Annotated in this window: 11 protein-coding genes; 9 read left to right on the plus strand and 2 right to left on the minus strand. The window is 69.7% G+C overall.

Going from position 1 to position 17,078, the window contains the following annotated elements:
• Nucleotides 1–113 precede the first annotated feature (113 nt).
• The 9 genes from OG410_RS30065 to OG410_RS30105 all read left to right on the plus strand — a co-directional run bounded on the left by OG410_RS30065 (nucleotide 114) and on the right by OG410_RS30105 (nucleotide 14,867).
• Nucleotides 114–5,609 carry a HAMP domain-containing protein gene (locus OG410_RS30065; RefSeq protein ID WP_329301954.1) on the plus strand — a complete coding sequence of 1,832 codons (5,496 nt, stop codon included), beginning with the start codon at nucleotides 114–116 and terminating at the stop codon, nucleotides 5,607–5,609.
• 332 nt (nucleotides 5,610–5,941) lie between these two features.
• Nucleotides 5,942–6,625 carry a response regulator gene (locus OG410_RS30070; protein ID WP_151468805.1) on the plus strand — a complete coding sequence of 228 codons (684 nt, stop codon included), beginning with the start codon at nucleotides 5,942–5,944 and terminating at the stop codon, nucleotides 6,623–6,625.
• Between the two features lie 173 nt (nucleotides 6,626–6,798).
• Complete coding sequence (locus tag OG410_RS30075) at nucleotides 6,799–9,552, plus strand: DNA translocase FtsK (RefSeq protein WP_329301955.1); 2,754 nt, start codon at nucleotides 6,799–6,801, stop codon at nucleotides 9,550–9,552.
• Between the two features lie 335 nt (nucleotides 9,553–9,887).
• Nucleotides 9,888–10,745 carry a helix-turn-helix domain-containing protein gene (locus OG410_RS30080; protein ID WP_329301956.1) on the plus strand — a complete coding sequence of 286 codons (858 nt, stop codon included), beginning with the start codon at nucleotides 9,888–9,890 and terminating at the stop codon, nucleotides 10,743–10,745.
• Between the two features lie 92 nt (nucleotides 10,746–10,837).
• Nucleotides 10,838–12,313, plus strand: coding sequence for a 30S ribosomal protein S12 methylthiotransferase RimO (gene rimO, locus OG410_RS30085; RefSeq protein ID WP_329301957.1), 1,476 nt, complete (start codon nucleotides 10,838–10,840; stop codon nucleotides 12,311–12,313).
• Nucleotides 12,310–13,122 (plus strand): CDP-diacylglycerol--glycerol-3-phosphate 3-phosphatidyltransferase, encoded by an 813-nt coding sequence (gene pgsA, locus OG410_RS30090; protein ID WP_329301958.1) that lies wholly within the window; start codon nucleotides 12,310–12,312, stop codon nucleotides 13,120–13,122. The genes rimO and pgsA overlap by 4 nt, the downstream gene beginning before the upstream one ends.
• Nucleotides 13,119–13,664, plus strand: coding sequence for a CinA family protein (locus OG410_RS30095; protein WP_329301959.1), 546 nt, complete (start codon nucleotides 13,119–13,121; stop codon nucleotides 13,662–13,664). Before pgsA ends, OG410_RS30095 begins: the two co-directional genes overlap by 4 nt.
• 109 nt (nucleotides 13,665–13,773) lie before the next feature.
• Nucleotides 13,774–14,151, plus strand: a complete 378-nt coding sequence (locus OG410_RS30100) for a helix-turn-helix domain-containing protein (protein ID WP_326785134.1) — start codon at nucleotides 13,774–13,776, stop codon at nucleotides 14,149–14,151.
• Nucleotides 14,152–14,396: 245 nt separating this feature from the next.
• Entirely contained in the window at nucleotides 14,397–14,867 is a 471-nt protein-coding gene (locus OG410_RS30105; RefSeq protein ID WP_329301960.1) for a Dps family protein, read from the plus strand.
• Nucleotides 14,868–15,220: 353 nt separating this feature from the next.
• On the opposite strand, the gene OG410_RS30115 is transcribed toward OG410_RS30105, so the two are convergent.
• Together OG410_RS30115 and OG410_RS30120 are read right to left on the minus strand one after the other, a co-directional pair.
• Nucleotides 15,221–15,982, minus strand: a complete 762-nt coding sequence (locus OG410_RS30115; protein WP_329301962.1) for an SDR family NAD(P)-dependent oxidoreductase — start codon at nucleotides 15,980–15,982, stop codon at nucleotides 15,221–15,223.
• A 196-nt stretch (nucleotides 15,983–16,178) separates the two neighbouring features.
• Nucleotides 16,179–17,054: an Fpg/Nei family DNA glycosylase gene (locus OG410_RS30120; protein ID WP_329301963.1), complete on the minus strand. Its 876-nt coding sequence runs from the start codon at nucleotides 17,052–17,054 to the stop codon at nucleotides 16,179–16,181.
• Between the last annotated feature and the right edge of the window lie 24 nt (nucleotides 17,055–17,078).

Consider the following 17,078-nt stretch of genomic DNA (forward strand, 5'->3'; position numbering starts at 1 on the left):
CAGGAACAGGTCCGGGCAGGTCGCGTACCGCCCGCGGACCACGAACAGAAGTACCCGACAGAAGTACCCGAGTACGCCGAGCAGTATTGGTCGACCCTTGCGGGAGGGACACAGTGGAGTCTGGCGCAGCGACGCGGGGCGGTAGGACGCGCGCGAAAGGCGGACAGTCCCTGAACAGCGGGCGCACACCGCGCACCGGCACCACCGAGGTGGACACGGCGGCCCTGAACCGGTTGCTGGCAGCCCTGGTGGCGATGAGGGACGGCAACTTCCGTAAGCGGCTCACTGTTTCCGGTGACGGCGTGATGTCCGAGATCTCGGCGGTCTTCAACGAGGTCGCCGACCGGAATCTGCACCTGACGGGCGAGCTGTCGCGGGTACGGCGTGTGGTGGGCCGTGAGGGCAAGCTCACGGAGCGGCTGGAGGCAGGCGCCGGCGAGGGTGCCTGGGCGGCCGCGATCGACGCGTCGAACGCGCTGGTGGACGATCTCGTACGGCCTGTCTCCGAGGTCGGCCGGGTGCTGTCCGCCGTCGCGGAGGGCGATCTGTCGCCGCGTATGGACCTGCGAGCGCAGGCGGCGGACGGGAACGGGCATCCGCTGCGCGGTGAGTTCCTGAAGGTCGGCCGGACCGTCAACAACCTGGTGGACCAGCTCTCGACGTTCACCGACGAGGTCACCCGGGTGGCCAGTGAGGTGGGTACCGAGGGCAAGCTCGGGGGACAGGCCCGGGTCCGCGGTATGTCCGGTTCGTGGAAGGACCTCACGGACTCGGTCAACACGATGGCGCACCGGCTCACCGCGCAGGTGCGTGACATCGCTCTCGTGACGACGGCGGTCGCCAAGGGTGACCTGTCGCGGAAGGTCACGGTTCACGTGGCCGGCGAGATGCTGGAGCTGAAGAACACCGTCAACACGATGGTGGACCAGCTGTCCTCCTTCTCCTCCGAGGTGACCCGCGTCGCGCGCGAGGTGGGTACGGAGGGTGAGCTGGGCGGCCAGGCGCAGGTGCCCGGTGTGGCCGGTGTGTGGAAGGACCTCACCGATTCGGTGAACCTCATGGCCGGCAACCTGACGGCCCAGGTGCGCGGGATCGCCCAGGTGACCACGGCGGTCGCGAGCGGTGACCTGTCGCAGAAGGTGACCGTCTCCGCACGGGGCGAGGTCGCGCAGCTCGCCGAGACGATCAACCAGATGACCGAGACGCTGCGGACGTTCGCCGACGAGGTCACGCGAGTGGCCAACGAGGTCGGTGGCGAGGGACGGCTCGGCGGTCAGGCGAACGTGCCGGGGGCGGCGGGAACGTGGAAGGACCTCACGGACTCGGTCAACACGGTCTTCCGCAACCTCACGACCCAGGTGCGTGACATCGCCGCCGTGACCACCGCCGTGGCCAACGGCGATCTGTCGCAGAAGGTGAGTGTCCAGGTCGCCGGCGAGATGCTGGAGCTGAAGAACACCGTCAACACGATGGTCGACCAGCTGTCGTCGTTCGGTGTCGAGGTCACGCGCGTGGCCCGCGAGGTCGGCGTCGAGGGTGAACTGGGCGGCCAGGCACAGGTTCCGGGAGTGGCCGGCACCTGGAAGGACCTCACGGACTCCGTCAACACGGCGTTCCAGAACCTGACCGGCCAGGTGCGCAACATCGCGCAGGTGACCACGGCGGTGGCGAACGGTGACCTGTCGCAGAAGGTGACCGTCGAGGTCGCCGGGGAGATGCTGGAGCTGAAGGTCACCGTGAACACCATGGTGGACCAGCTGTCGAGCTTCGCCGACCAGGTGACCCGGATGGCCCGTGACGTGGGTACGGAGGGCCGGCTCGGTGGCCAGGCCCGGGTGGACGGCGTGTCCGGCACCTGGAAGGAGCTCACCGACTCCGTCAACTTCATGGCGGGGAACCTGACTTCGCAGGTACGGCAGATCGCGCAGGTGACCACGGCGGTGGCCCGGGGCGACCTGTCGCAGAAGATCGACGTGGACGCGCGCGGCGAGATCCTGGAGCTGAAGAACACCATCAACACGATGGTCGACCAGCTCTCCGCGTTCGCCGACCAGGTGACGCGGGTGGCCCGTGACGTGGGTACGGAGGGCCGGCTCGGCGGTCAGGCGCAGGTGCCCGGCGTGGCCGGTGTGTGGCGCGACCTGACCGACTCGGTGAACGGCATGGCCGGCAACCTCACCGCGCAGGTGCGCAACATCGCGCAGGTCGCGACCGCGGTGGCGCGGGGTGACCTGTCGCAGAAGATCGACGTGGACGCGCGCGGCGAGATCCTGGAGCTGAAGAACACCCTCAACACGATGGTGGACCAGCTCTCGAACTTCGCCGAGCAGGTGACGCGGGTGGCCCGCGAGGTGGGCACGGAGGGCATCCTCGGCGGGCAGGCCGAGGTGCAGGGTGTCTCGGGCACCTGGAAGGACCTCACCCAGTCCGTGAACTTCATGGCCAACAACCTGACCATCCAGGTGCGCAACATCGCCGAGGTCACGACCGCGGTCGCCATGGGAGACCTGTCCAAGAAGATCACCGTCGACGCCAAGGGCGAGATCCTCGAACTGGTCACCACCGTCAACACGATGGTCGACCAGCTGTCGTCGTTCGCCGAGCAGGTGACCCGGGTGGCCCGCGAGGTTGGCACCGAGGGCCAGTTGGGCGGTCAGGCGCGGGTGCCCGGGGTCACGGGCATCTGGAAGGACCTGAGCGACAACGTCAACCTGATGGCCTACAACCTGACCATGCAGGTGCGGAACATCTCGCAGGTGGCGGCGGCCGTCGCCAACGGCGACCTGACCCGGACGGTGACGATCGAGGCGCGCGGTGAGGTCGCGCAGCTCGCCGACACCTTCAACACCATGGTGAAGACGCTGAGTTCGTTCGCCGAGCAGGTCACCAAGGTGGCCCGCGAAGTGGGTACGGACGGCATCCTCGGCGGTCAGGCGCACGTACCGGGAGTCGCCGGTACGTGGAAGGACCTCACCGAGTCGGTGAACGGGATGGCGTCCAACCTGACCGGCCAGGTGCGCAACATCGCGATGGTCACCACGGCCATCGCCAAGGGCGATCTGACCAAGAAGATCGACATCGACGCGCGCGGCGAGATCCTGGAGCTCAAGACCACCATCAACACGATGGTCGACCAGCTGTCGTCCTTCGCGGAGGAGGTCACCCGAGTCGCCCGGGAGGTGGGTACCGAGGGGCAGTTGGGCGGTCAGGCGCGCGTCCGTGACGTCGACGGCACCTGGCGCGACCTCACCGAGTCGGTGAACGAGATGGCCGGGAACCTGACCCGGCAGGTGCGTGCCATCGCGCGCGTGGCGACCGCGGTGACCCGCGGTGACCTGAACCTGAAGATCGACGTGGACGCCTCCGGCGAGATCCAGGAACTCCAGGACTACATCAACAAGATGATCGCCAACCTGCGCGACACCACCATCGCCAACAAGGAGCAGGACTGGCTCAAGGGCAACCTCGCCCGTATCTCCGCCCTGATGCAGGGCCGCCGCGATCTCGACGACGTGGCCTCGCTGATCATGAGCGAGCTGACGCCGGTCGTCTCGGCCCAGCACGGCGCGTTCTTCCTGTCGATGCCGCTGGTCGACGGCAAGGACGCGGGCACGGAGGACGAGGAGGCGTACGAGCTGCGCATGCTCGGGTCGTACGGCTACTCGATGGGCTCCATGCCGACGTCGTTCCGGCCCGGTGAGGCGCTGATCGGGACGGCCGCGCAGGAGAAGCGCACGATCCTGGTGGAGAACGCGCCGAGCGGCTATCTGAAGATCTCCTCCGGGCTCGGCGAGGCGCCTCCGGCACAGGTCATCGTGCTTCCGGTGCTCTTCGAGGGGACCGTGCTCGGTGTCATCGAGCTGGCGTCGTTCACGCCGTTCACGCAGATCCAGAAGGACTTCCTGAACCAGATCGCGGAGATGATCGCGACGAGCGTCAACACGATCTCGGTCAACACCAAGACGGAGGTGCTGCTGCGGCAGTCGCAGGAGCTCACCGAGCAGCTGCGGGAGCGGTCGGCGGAGTTGGAGAACCGGCAGAAGGCGCTCCAGGACTCGAACGCGGAACTGGAGGACAAGGCCGAGCTGCTGGCCCAGCAGAACCGCGACATCGAGGTCAAGAACACCGAGATCGAGGAGGCGCGCCAGGTCCTGGAGGAGCGCGCCGAACAACTCGCGGTCTCGATGCGCTACAAGAGCGAGTTCCTGGCGAACATGTCGCACGAGCTGCGGACACCGCTCAACTCGCTGCTGATCCTGGCCAAGCTGCTCGCCGACAACGCGGACACCAACCTCACGCCGAAGCAGGTCGAGTTCGCCGAGACGATCCACGGCGCGGGCTCCGACCTGCTCCAGCTCATCAACGACATCCTCGACCTGTCGAAGGTCGAGGCGGGCAAGATGGACGTGTCGCCGACCCGTATCGCGCTCGTCCAGCTCGTCGACTACGTGGAGGCGACGTTCCGTCCGCTGACCGCGGAGAAGGGGCTCGACTTCTCCGTACGGGTCTCGCCGGAGCTGCCCGCCACCCTGCACACCGACGAACAGCGTCTTCTCCAGGTGCTGCGCAACCTGCTGTCCAACGCGGTGAAGTTCACCGATTCCGGAGCGGTCGAGCTGGTGATCCGGCCCGCCGGGGCGGACGTGCCGGTGGCCATCAGGGAACAACTGCTGGAGTCGGGGTCGCTGCGGGACGCGGACGCCGACCTCATCGCGTTCTCCGTGACCGACACCGGTATCGGGATCGCGGCGAGCAAGATGCGGGTGATCTTCGAGGCCTTCAAGCAGGCGGACGGCACGACGAGCCGCAAGTACGGCGGTACGGGGCTGGGGCTGTCCATCTCTCGGGAGATCGCGCGGCTGCTGGGCGGCGAGATCTACGCCCAGAGCGAGCCGGGCCGCGGCTCCACCTTCACGCTGTACCTGCCGCTGTACCCGAGCGAACTGCCGCCGCAGGGCTACGGGCAGCTCGCGCCGGCGCTGGAGGCCGGGGAACTGCTGGCCTCCGAGGGCGAACTGCACAGCATCGGGATGCCGGCCGAGGTGAAGTCGTATCAGGACGCCCAGAACGGGCCCGCCGCGCTGTTCAGGAGGCGCCGCAGGGCGCTGCCCACGGCCGAGCAGCGCGCGGACGTGTCGGGCCAGCCGGACGGTGCCGCGGGCGCCGCTCAGGAGCCGTGGGGGGCCGCGGGGCAGCAGGACGCGGGGCAGCAGCAGGGCCGGGGTATTCGCTTCGAGGGCGAGAAGGTGCTGATCGTCGACGACGACATCCGCAACGTCTTCGCGCTGACCAGCGTCCTTGAGCAGCACGGACTTTCGGTGCTGTACGCGGAGAACGGCCGTGAGGGCATCGAGGTCCTGGAGCAGCACGACGATGTGACGGTCGTTCTGATGGACATCATGATGCCCGAGATGGACGGCTATGCCACGACCACGGCGGTCCGGCGGATGCCGCAGTTCGCGGGGCTGCCGATCATCGCGCTGACGGCGAAGGCCATGAAGGGGGACCGGGAGAAGGCGATCGAGTCGGGCGCCTCCGACTACGTGACCAAGCCGGTCGATCCCGATCACCTGCTGTCGGTGATGGCGCAGTGGATGCGCCAGGGGTGACACACTCGGGGGAGCGACCCGGGTCGTCACGGTGTGACCGGTATCGGCACACCGTGCGGCACGGCCGTTCGGACGGCCCGGCGTCGGATGACTGACTGTGGCGGAAGCCGTGTAGAAGCACGGGATACGGGGAACCTTCTGGTCCCCTGCCGCGTTTTTGCTACGTGCACAGTGACATCACGGTGACAGGGTGTGGCGACGGGCGGGGTGCGGCTAGCATGACCGGCACAAGGACGGGCGGCGCAAGGGAGTCGTCCCCAGGGGCGGCGCCCGGCGCTTCCCCAAGTCCTGCGGACAGGGGAGGCCCCATGCCGGGGCGAGGAGGGCGGGCCATGGTGCAGAAGGCCAAGATCCTCCTGGTCGATGACCGGCCGGAGAATCTGTTGGCGCTGGAGGCGATCCTCTCCGCGCTCGATCAGACACTGGTACGGGCATCGTCCGGGGAGGAAGCGCTCAAAGCGCTGCTCACGGACGACTTCGCGGTCATTCTGCTGGACGTTCAGATGCCCGGCATGGACGGATTCGAGACCGCCGCGCACATCAAGCGGCGGGAGCGGACCCGGGACATCCCGATCATCTTCCTCACCGCCATCAACCACGGCCCCCACCACACCTTCCGGGGGTACGCGGCCGGCGCGGTGGACTACATCTCCAAGCCCTTCGACCCGTGGGTGCTGCGCGCGAAGGTCTCGGTGTTCGTCGAGCTCTACATGAAGAACTGCCAACTCCGTGAGCAGGCGGCCCTGTTGCGGCTCCAGCTCGAGGGCGGCGGCAAGGCGGCGCTCGGCGAGGCCAAGGAGCCCGCCGGACTCCTCGCCGAACTCTCCGCGCGCCTCGCGGCCGTCGAGGAGCAGGCCGAGGCGCTGTCCAAGCAGCTCGACGACGACTCCGCGGACGCGGCGGCGGTGGCGACCGCGGCTCATCTCGAACGCAAACTCACCGGGCTGCGCAGGGCGCTGGACGCGCTGGAGCCGGGCACGGGGAGCGGGGCACCCTCGGTGCCGTCGCAGGGCTGAAGCCCGTACGGGCATGCGCGGTCTGCCCCGCCGGACCTTGAGGAAGCTTCAGTTCCGTTTCTGGCGAGGGTGACACGATCGGGTGAAACTCGGCGTCCCCCCTGTTCGAGCGAAGTCGAGAACTTGGGGGAGGCACACGTGTCGCCGCCATCTCCACCGGTAACCTCACACACATGGCCTCACGTCAGTCCGCAGCCAAGAAGCCGCCCGCGAAGAAGGCGGCCGCTCCGACGAAGGCTCCGGCGAAGAAGGCCCCGGCGAAAAAAGCTCCCGTGAAGAAGGCGGCCGCCGGCAAGGCGCCCGCCAAGAGGGCCGCCGCGAAGAAGCCCGCCCCCCCGCCGGCGCCCAACCCGACCGCGGGTGTGTACAGACTCGTACGCGCCCTGTGGCTGGGCATCGCCCATGCCGTCGGAGCCGGCTTCCGCGGGATAGGGCGCGGCGCCAAGGGGCTCGACCCGGCGCACCGCAAGGACGGACTCGCGCTCCTGCTGATCGGTCTCGCGCTGATCGTCGCGGCGGGTACGTGGTCCAACCTGCGCGGTCCCGTCGGCGATCTCGTCGAGATGCTCGTCACCGGCGCCTTCGGCCGCCTCGACCTCCTCGTCCCGATACTTCTCGCCCTGATCGCGGCGCGGCTCATCCGGCACCCCGAGCAGCCCGACGCGAACGGCCGGATCGTGATCGGTCTGTCGGCGCTCACGATCGGCGTGCTCGGGCAGGTGCACATCGCGTGCGGTTCGCCGGCGCGCAGCGACGGGATGCAGGCGATAAGGGACGCCGGCGGGCTCATCGGCTGGGGGTCGGCCACCCCGCTGACGTACACGATGGGTGACGTCCTGGCCGTACCGCTCCTGGTGCTGCTCACGATCTTCGGGCTGCTGGTCGTCACGGCGACCCCGGTCAACGCGATTCCGCAGCGGCTGCGGCTGCTCGGACAGAAGCTCGGCATCGTCCAGGCCGACTTCGACGAGGACGCGTTCCGTGAGGACGAGGAGCGCTACGACGAGCAGTGGCGTGAGGGGATCGCTGGGCGCTCCGGCGGGCGCACGCGCGCCCCCGAGTCGTACGACCCCGACAGTGTCGAGCAGGAGGCGCTCACCAGGCGCCGGAGCCGCCCCCGGCGGCCCGGCGCGCAGCAGCCCGACATGAACCGGCCGATGGACGCCGTGGACGTCGCGGCGGCCGCCGCCGCGGCGCTGGACGGCGCCGTGCTGCACGGGATGCCACCCTCGCCGCTGGTCGCCGATCTGACGCAGGGCGTCAGCGTGGAACGCGACGGGTACGAGGAGACGGCACCGGTGCCTGCCGCCCGCGCCAAGGTCGTCCCGGGCGCCAAGCGGCCCAAGCAGGAGGCCCTGCCGGTCGAGTCCGTCGTGCCCGACCTCACCAAGGCCGCGCCCGACGCCCCGCGCGAGCTGCCCCCGCGCGCGGAACAGCTCCAGCTCTCCGGGGACATCACCTACGCGCTGCCCTCCCTGGACCTCCTGGAGCGCGGCGGCCCCGGCAAGACCCGCAGCGCCGCCAACGACACGGTCGTCGACTCCCTGCGTCAGGTCTTCGCCGAGTTCAAGGTGGACGCCGACGTCACGGGCTTCACCCGCGGACCGACGGTCACGCGGTACGAGGTCACGCTCGGCCCCGCCGTGAAGGTCGAGCGGATCACCGCGCTGACCAAGAACATCGCGTACGCGGTCGCCAGCCCCGACGTGCGGATCATCAGCCCGATTCCCGGCAAGTCCGCGGTCGGCATCGAGATTCCCAACACCGACCGCGAGATGGTCAACCTCGGTGACGTGCTGCGCCTCGCGGACGCGGCGGAGGACGACCATCCGATGCTGGTCGCGCTCGGCAAGGACGTCGAGGGCGGCTACGTGATGGCCAACCTGGCGAAGATGCCGCACGTCCTGGTCGCCGGAGCCACCGGTTCCGGCAAGTCGTCCTGCATCAACTGCCTGATCACCTCGGTCATGGTCCGGGCGACCCCCGAGGACGTGCGGATGGTCCTCGTGGACCCCAAGCGCGTCGAGCTGACCGCGTACGAGGGCATCCCGCACCTGATCACGCCGATCATCACCAACCCGAAGCGGGCCGCCGAGGCGCTGCAGTGGGTCGTGCGGGAGATGGACCTGCGCTACGACGACCTCGCGGCGTTCGGGTTCCGGCACATCGACGACTTCAACGAGGCCATCAGGAACGGCAAGGTCAAGCTGCCCGAGGGCAGTGAGCGGGAGCTGACCCCGTACCCGTACCTCCTGGTGATCGTCGACGAGCTCGCCGACCTGATGATGGTCGCGCCGCGCGACGTCGAGGACTCGATCGTGCGCATCACCCAGCTCGCGCGCGCGGCCGGCATCCATCTGGTGCTCGCCACGCAGCGGCCGTCCGTCGACGTTGTCACCGGTCTGATCAAGGCGAACGTGCCCTCCCGGCTGGCCTTCGCGACCTCGTCGCTCGCGGACTCGCGGGTCATCCTCGACCAGCCCGGTGCCGAGAAGCTGATCGGCAAGGGCGACGGACTCTTCCTGCCGATGGGGGCCAACAAGCCGACGCGTATGCAGGGCGCCTTCGTCACCGAGGGCGAGGTCGCGGCGATCGTGCAGCACTGCAAGGATCAGATGGCGCCCGTCTTCCGGGACGACGTCACCGTGGGCACCAAGCAGAAGAAGGAGATCGACGAGGACATCGGCGACGACCTCGACCTGCTGTGCGCGGCCGCCGAGCTGGTCGTCTCCACGCAGTTCGGGTCCACCTCGATGCTCCAGCGCAAGCTGCGCGTCGGCTTCGCCAAGGCGGGCCGTCTCATGGACCTCATGGAGTCGCGCGGGATCGTCGGGCCCAGCGAGGGGTCCAAGGCGCGTGACGTCCTGGTGAAGGCCGACGAGCTGGACGGGGTGTTGGCAGTGATGCGCGGGGAAGCAGAAGCGTAGGAGTCCCCGGCGAGGGGGGACGGGACAACCGGCAACGGCGCGGTGAGCGCGTGGCCGTCGCTCAGGAAGCGGCCGCACTGTCGGGCGGATGGCGGAACGTCATGTTCCGAACCCGGCTGATATGTGAATGTGACTCACCCGTAAGGAGTTGGTGAGCAACCGTTTCGCCTTGTCGCACGTCAAGTTGAGCGAAGGGGCGCCACCATGTCCCTATATCAGGATGACCGGCCATTCTGATGGCGTACAAAGTCCCACCGCCCGGTTGCCCCACCCTTTCGTACCCCCCCTAGACTGAACTTCCAGCACAGGTGGCTACACGCTCGAAAGGCGCCCCCGTGTCCATCGTCAACTCACCTGACGGCAACTCCCCCGAAGACGAGCGTCCGTTCGAAGACGACCCTACGGCTGAACGGCTCTCGATCGGACGTGCCCTCCAGAAGGCACGCATCGAGGCCCATCTGACCGTCGACGACGTCAGCAACGCCACCCGCGTCCGCATCACGATCATCCACGCCATCGAACAGAACGACTTCGCTCCCTGTGGTGGCGATGTCTACGCGCGCGGGCACATCCGTACCCTGGCCCGCGCCGTCCGGCTCGACCCGGCTCCGCTGCTCGCGCAGTACGACGCCGAACACGGCGGACGTCCCGCGCCGACGCCCGCCGCCCCGCTGTTCGAGGCGGAACGCATCCGCCCCGAGCGCCGCGGGCCGAACTGGACGGCCGCCATGGTCGCCGCGATCGTCGCGGTGATCGGCTTCGTCGGGTTCACCATGGTCAAGGGCGGCGGCGACGGCGACGACTCGAAGACCCAGGTCGCCGAGGGGTCCACGCCGACCACCAAGAAGTCCGCCGCTCCGTCCGCGACCGCCACCAAGCCGGCCGACCCGAAGCCCGAACCGTCCGACAGCGCCATCGCGGCCGCCCCGCAGGACAAGGTGACCGTCCAGGTCAGCGCCGCGGACGGACGCAGCTGGATCTCCGCCAAGGACCACAACGGGCGGATGCTGTTCGACGGGCTGCTGAAGCAGGGCGAGTCCAAGACCTTCCAGGACAGCTCCAAGATCAACCTCATCCTCGGCGACGCCGGAGCCATCCAGCTCTTCGTCAACGGCAAGAAGATCGAGGATCAGTTCCGGCCGGGCGCGGTGGAGCGTCTGACGTACACGAAGGGCGACCCGCAGGTGGGATAGGGGTCCCCAGCAGCACACCGTCGACGGGGTTGGCCAAGATCGGCCAACCCCGTCGACGTGGGGTGTCGGCCAGACAAAGTAGTCTTGAGCCCATGCCTGAACGCCGTACCGTCGCACTCGTCACCCTTGGCTGCGCCCGTAACGAGGTGGACTCGGAGGAGCTCGCAGGCCGCTTGGAGGCGGACGGCTGGCAACTCGTGGAGGACGCCGAGCAAGCGGACGTCGCCGTCGTCAACACCTGCGGGTTCGTCGAAGCCGCCAAGAAGGACTCCGTCGACGCCCTCCTCGAAGCCAATGACCTCAAGGGGCACGGCAGAACCCAGGCCGTGGTCGCGGTGGGCTGCATGGCCGAGCGCTACGGCAAGGAACTCGCCGAAGCGCTCCCCGAGGCCGACGGCGTGCTCGGCTTCGACGACTACGCCGACATCTCCGACCGCCTCCAGACCATCCTGAACGGCGGCATCCACGCCTCCCACACCCCGCGCGACCGGCGCAAGCTGCTGCCGATCAGCCCGGCCGAGCGGCAGAGCGCCGGCGAGGAAGTGGCCCTTCCCGGCCATGGCACCCCCTCCGACCTCCCCGAGGGCGTCGCCCCGGTCTCCGGCCCCCGTGCGCCCCTGCGCCGCCGCCTGGACGGATCCCCGGTCGCCTCGGTCAAGCTGGCCTCCGGCTGCGACCGCCGCTGCACGTTCTGCGCCATCCCCTCCTTCCGCGGTTCGTTCATCTCGCGCCGCCCCAGCGACGTCCTGAACGAGGCGCGCTGGCTGGCCGAGCAGGGCGTCAAGGAAGTGATGCTCGTCTCCGAGAACAACACCTCCTACGGCAAGGACCTGGGTGACATCCGTCTCCTGGAGACGATGCTCCCCGAGCTGGCCGAGATCGACGGCATCGAGCGCGTGCGGGTCAGCTACCTCCAGCCCGCCGAGATGCGCCCCGGGCTCATCGACGTCCTGACCTCGACGCCGAACGTCGCGCCCTACTTCGACCTGTCCTTCCAGCACTCCGCGCCCGACGTGCTGCGCTCGATGCGCCGATTCGGTGACACCGACCGGTTCCTGGAACTGCTCGACACCATCCGTGCCAAGGCCCCGCAGGCCGGCGTGCGCTCCAACTTCATCGTGGGCTTCCCCGGCGAGAGCGAGGCCGATCTCGCGGAGCTGGAGCGCTTCCTCACCGGAGCCCGCCTCGACGCGATCGGCGTCTTCGGGTACTCCGACGAGGAGGGCACCGAAGCGGCGACGTACGAGAACAAGCTGGACGAGGACGTCGTCGCCGAGCGCCTCGCGCGGGTGTCCCGGCTCGCCGAGGAACTGGTCGCCCAGCGCGCGGAGGAACGCGTGGGCGAAACCGTGCACGTGCTGGTCGAGAGCATCGACGACGAGGACGGCGCGTACGGCCGCGCCGCGCACCAGGCGCCGGAGACGGACGGCCAGGTCCTGTTCACGAGCGGCGAAGGTCTGATCGTCGGCCGTATCGTCGAGGCCAAGGTGGTCGGCACGGAAGGTGTCGACCTGGTGGCCGAGCCGCTTCCGGGCTCGCTCGCGAGCGCTGAGGAGGCGGCCAGATGACCGGAGCCCCGGCATCCGCGGCAGGCGGCTCCCCGGGCGCCAAAGGTGCGGCGGGCGCCCCCGGCGCATCCGGTGCTCCGGGCGCGGGCGGTGGCTCGGGCGCATCCGGCACCTCGGGTGCGTCGAGCGCTCCCGGCACCTCCGGTGCTTCGGCTGCGTCCGGCGCTCCGGAAGGCCCGAAGACGCCTCGTGGCGGCAAGCTGGGCGCCGCGGCCGTCAACCAGGCCAGCCTCTGGAACATCGCCAACATCCTGACCATGATCCGGCTCGCCCTCGTGCCGGGTTTCGTGGCGCTGATGCTGGCCGACGGCGGCTACGACCCCGCCATGCGGGCATGGGCCTGGGCCGCCTTCGCCGTGGCCATGATCACCGACATCTTCGACGGTCATCTGGCGCGCACGTACAACCTGGTCACCGACTTCGGGAAGATCGCCGACCCCATCGCCGACAAGGCGATCATGGGCGCGGCGCTGGTCTGCCTGTCCGCCCTCGATGACCTGCCCTGGTGGGTCACCTTCGTGATCCTGGGCCGTGAGCTCGGCGTCACCCTGCTGCGCTTCGTCGTGATCCGCTACGGGGTCATCCCGGCGAGCCGCGGCGGCAAGCTGAAGACGCTGGCCCAGGGCACGGCGGTCGGCATGTACATCCTGCCGCTGACCGGGGCGCTGGCCACCCTGAGGTTCTGGGTGATGGCCGTCGCGGTCGTGCTGACCGTGGTCACCGGCATCGACTATGTGCGGCAGGCCGTCGTGCTGCGCCGCCGCGGAATCGCCGAGCGGCGGGCGGCCGCCGCGGAGGCCGAGCGGTGAGTCCCACGGCCGCCGAAGTGGTGCGACTACTCACAGTCAGGGGCGAGACGCTCGCCGTCGCCGAGTCGCTCACCGGTGGCCTGGTGGCCGCGGAGATCACCGCGGTGCCGGGTGCCTCGAAGGCGTTCCGGGGCTCGGTGACCGCGTACGCCACTGAACTGAAGCACGAACTGCTCGGCGTCGATGTCACTCTTCTGGCTGAACATGGTGCGGTGGATGCCCAGGTCGCGGCACAGATGGCGGCCGGGGTGCGCAAGGCGCTCGGAGCCGACTGGGGGATCGCGACCACCGGCGTCGCCGGTCCCGAACCGCAGGACGGGCAGCCGGTCGGTACGGTCTACGTGGCCGTCGACGGCCCCTTCCCGGCGCCTTCCGGCACCCTTCGCGATGGGAAAGTGGTGCCACTGCGGTTGAACGGCGACCGGGCGGAAATCCGTATGGAGAGTGTACGCAGCGTACTCGCGCTGCTTCTTCGGGAGCTCGCGGGCGAACAGACCGGGAATGAGCGGGCACAGGATACGGAACAGAACGGGGGGTTTTGATGTTTGCAGCCCTGAGTGAACACGACATCGCTCCCCGCACGGCCGCGGCGCAAGGCGGTACGGTGGGGCGTGAAGGATGCGGCTACGCGGTCCGAGGAGGGAGCCACCGATGATTCTGCTCCGTCGCCTGCTGGGTGACGTGCTGCGTCGGCAGCGCCAGCGCCAGGGCCGTACTCTGCGCGAAGTCTCCTCGTCCGCCCGAGTCTCACTCGGCTATCTCTCCGAGGTGGAGCGGGGGCAGAAGGAGGCATCCTCCGAACTGCTCTCCGCGATCTGCGACGCGCTGGACGTACGGATGTCCGAGCTCATGCGGGAAGTGAGCGACGAGCTCGCCCTCGCCGAGCTGGCACAGTCGGCTGCGGCCACCGCACCGGTGTCCGCACCGGTGCGTCGCCCGATGCTCAATTCCGTATCGGTGACCGGTGTGCCACCGGAACGGGTCACGATCAAGGCGCCTGCCGAAGCGGTCGACGTCGTCGCCGCCTGACGCTCACCAGCTCGCGTTTCCTGAGCTGAGAGACGTTCCACCGAAGCCCCGGCCGGGGCTTCCCCGGGGAGACCCGGAGAAGCCGGCCGGGGCTTCCGTGTTCCCCGCGGTCCCTCATGGGCCCATTTGCCGGTATCCGGCGCGGCCTCCATGGTGGAGGGACCCGGTGAAGCCGACGCCGGCCGTCGTGACCGCCGCGGCCCGCGAGGCCGGCCGGCGGAGGCGTCGTGAATCGGAGGATGCGGATGTACGTCGTGAAGAGCTCCCTGTCCGACGCGGACCTGAAGACCGTCGCCGAGGCGCTCCAGGGCGCCCTGGTCGATCTGGTGGACCTCTCCCTCGTGGCCAAGCAGGTCCACTGGAACGTGGTGGGGCCCCGCTTCCGTTCCGTCCACCTCCAGCTCGACGAGGTCGTGGACATTGCGCGACTGCACTCCGACACCGTGGCGGAGCGTGCCTCGACCCTGGGTGTCCCGCCGGACGGGCGGGCCGCCACCGTGGCGTCGAGCAGCGGCGTCGGAGACACGCCCGCGGGCTGGATCAAGGACGCCGACGCCGTACAGACGCTCGTGGAGGCGCTCGGTGCGGTGATCGTACGGATGCGGGACCGGGTCGCCGTCACCGCGGACCCGGATCCGGTGAGCCAGGACATCCTCATCGGGATCACGGCCGACCTGGAGAAACATCACTGGATGTTCCAGGCGGAGAACGGGTGAGCGCCCGGGAGCCGCTTCTCCCGGGCCGGTGCCGTGTGCCGCCGGTGTGCCCTGCTCGCGCGTGAGATCGGCGGCCCGGTGCCGCGCCGGAGGAGGTGCCATGGCAGGGCGAACAGTGCGCCGGGGGGCTTGCCTGGCGCTCGGCGCGCTGTGGTGGTTCAGCGTGCTCCGGCTCGCGCTCGCGCCCGGTGCCGGGGTCCTCGAAGGAGCGGTCGCCGCGGGCGGGTGGGGGCTCAGCCTGCTGCCGGTGCACTGCGTCCCGAAGTCCCGGGCCGCCGGTGCCATGGGATCGGACCGGTGGCGGGACCGCCGGCGGGGTGGCCGGCGCGGGTACGGGCGTGGTGGCGGGTGGGCTACCAGGGCATGGCGACGCCGCCGTTGGGGCGGAGGATCTGGCCGGTGGTGAATGCCGAGGCGTCCGAGGCCAGGTGGAGAACGGCGTGGGCGATGTCCTCGGGCTCCCCGACGCGGCCCAGCGGTGACAGACGTGCCATGAACGCCTCGGTATGCGCCTGGCGCTCGCCGTGACGGTCGGTCATGGGCGTGCGGATCCAGCCGGGTGCCACGGCGTTGACGCGTATGCCGTGCGGGCCGACCTCGGTCGCCAGCGTCTTCGTCAGCTGTACGACGGCCGCCTTGGCCGCGCTGTAGCACAGCAGACCCGGACCGCCGGAGTCGATGGCGCCCGATGCCATGGTGATGACGCTGCCGCGGACACCGTTCTCGATCATGGATCGTGCGGCCTCCTGGCAGGCGTACAGGACCCCCTTGAAGTTGACGTTCAGCACCCGGTCCAGATCCTCGTCCAGAGTCTCCAGGACCGGGCTGCTGTGCATGATCCCGGCCACCGCCGCCATGACGTCGACACGGCCGCACGACGCGACGGCTTCTTGGACCCGGGCCCGGTCGGTGACATCGAGCGGGTGACTGAGCGCGGTGCCGCCCCGGCCCTTGATCAGCGTCGCCGTCTCGTGCAGGCCCGGCTCGTCGACGTCCGCGCAGTGCACGGTGGCGCCCGCCTCCGCGAGCAGGACGGCCGCCGCGCGGCCGATGCCGCCGGCCGCGCCGGTGACGAATGCGGTGCGTCCGGTGAGGTCGTACGCGGAGAGGCCCATGAAGGGGACGGTACGAAGGGATCTGACGGTCCGTCAATCGGTCGCGCGCGAGTTGATGCGGGGCCGGACGGCAGGCCGGGCGGCAGGGCGGACGGACAGGCGGGCGGGCCGGATGAGGTGGGACGCGTGGCCTGCGGTGCGGTGCCGGTACGACGCGGGGCTGGGCGGTGGTTCCAGGGGCCGTTCTGTCCGAGGCTCAGCGATGCGGTCGGCCGGGTGCCTGGGACTCGTGCCCGGTGGGACGGTGCGCCCTGACGGTGCGCCGGCCGGCGCCCGGTCGTGGGGTGGGGCCCGTCTGGCAGTAGGGACACCAGTACGTGGGGCGCTCACGGGATCCGTCGCCCTGGTTCCCCGAGCGGACCGGTGTCCCGCAGCGCAGACATGGGCGCGGGGTGCGCCCGTACACGAACAGGTTCTGTTCGCGGCGCCCGGTGGTGACACGGACCGGACGGTCGCGGTTGAACTCCAGCAGCTTCTTGGCGAGGGCCGGCAGTTGGGCGGCACGGCCGGCGGGCAGCGCGCCGACGGACAGCCAGGGGGTGACGCCGAGCAGGAAACACAGCTCGCTCTTGTACACGTTCCCGATGCCGGCGAGATTGCGCTGGTCCAGGAGGGCCTCGCCGAGGGCGCGGTCGGGGTCGCGAAGAAGGTTCTCCAGGGCTCTGTCCGGGTCCCAGTCGGGACCCAGGAGGTCGGGGCCGAGGTGACCGACCGCGCGGGTCTCGTCGGTGGTGCGGAGCAGTTCCAGCACGGGCAGGCGGTAGCCGACCGCCGTACGGTCCGCCGTGCCGAGGACGGCCCGGATCTGGTGTGCGGGGCCTCCGCTCCAGGGTCGGCCGGTGTCGTACACCTTCCACGAACCGTCCATCCGCAGATGCGAGTGCAGGGTCAGACCACCCTCGATCCGGGTGAGGAGGTGCTTGCCGCGCGGGGTGACGTCCAGGACGGCGCGACCGGTGAGGTCGGCCGTGGCGTACCGGGGCACCCGCAGGTCGGAACGGGTCAGGACCTTGCCCGCGAGGGCGACGTGCAGGCGCCTCGCGGCCTGCCAGACCGTGTCTCCTTCGGGCATGACTCCAGGGTGGCACGGGTGGGG

It is taken from the genome of Streptomyces sp. NBC_00659 (assembly GCF_036226925.1).
Taxonomy (GTDB): domain Bacteria; phylum Actinomycetota; class Actinomycetes; order Streptomycetales; family Streptomycetaceae; genus Streptomyces.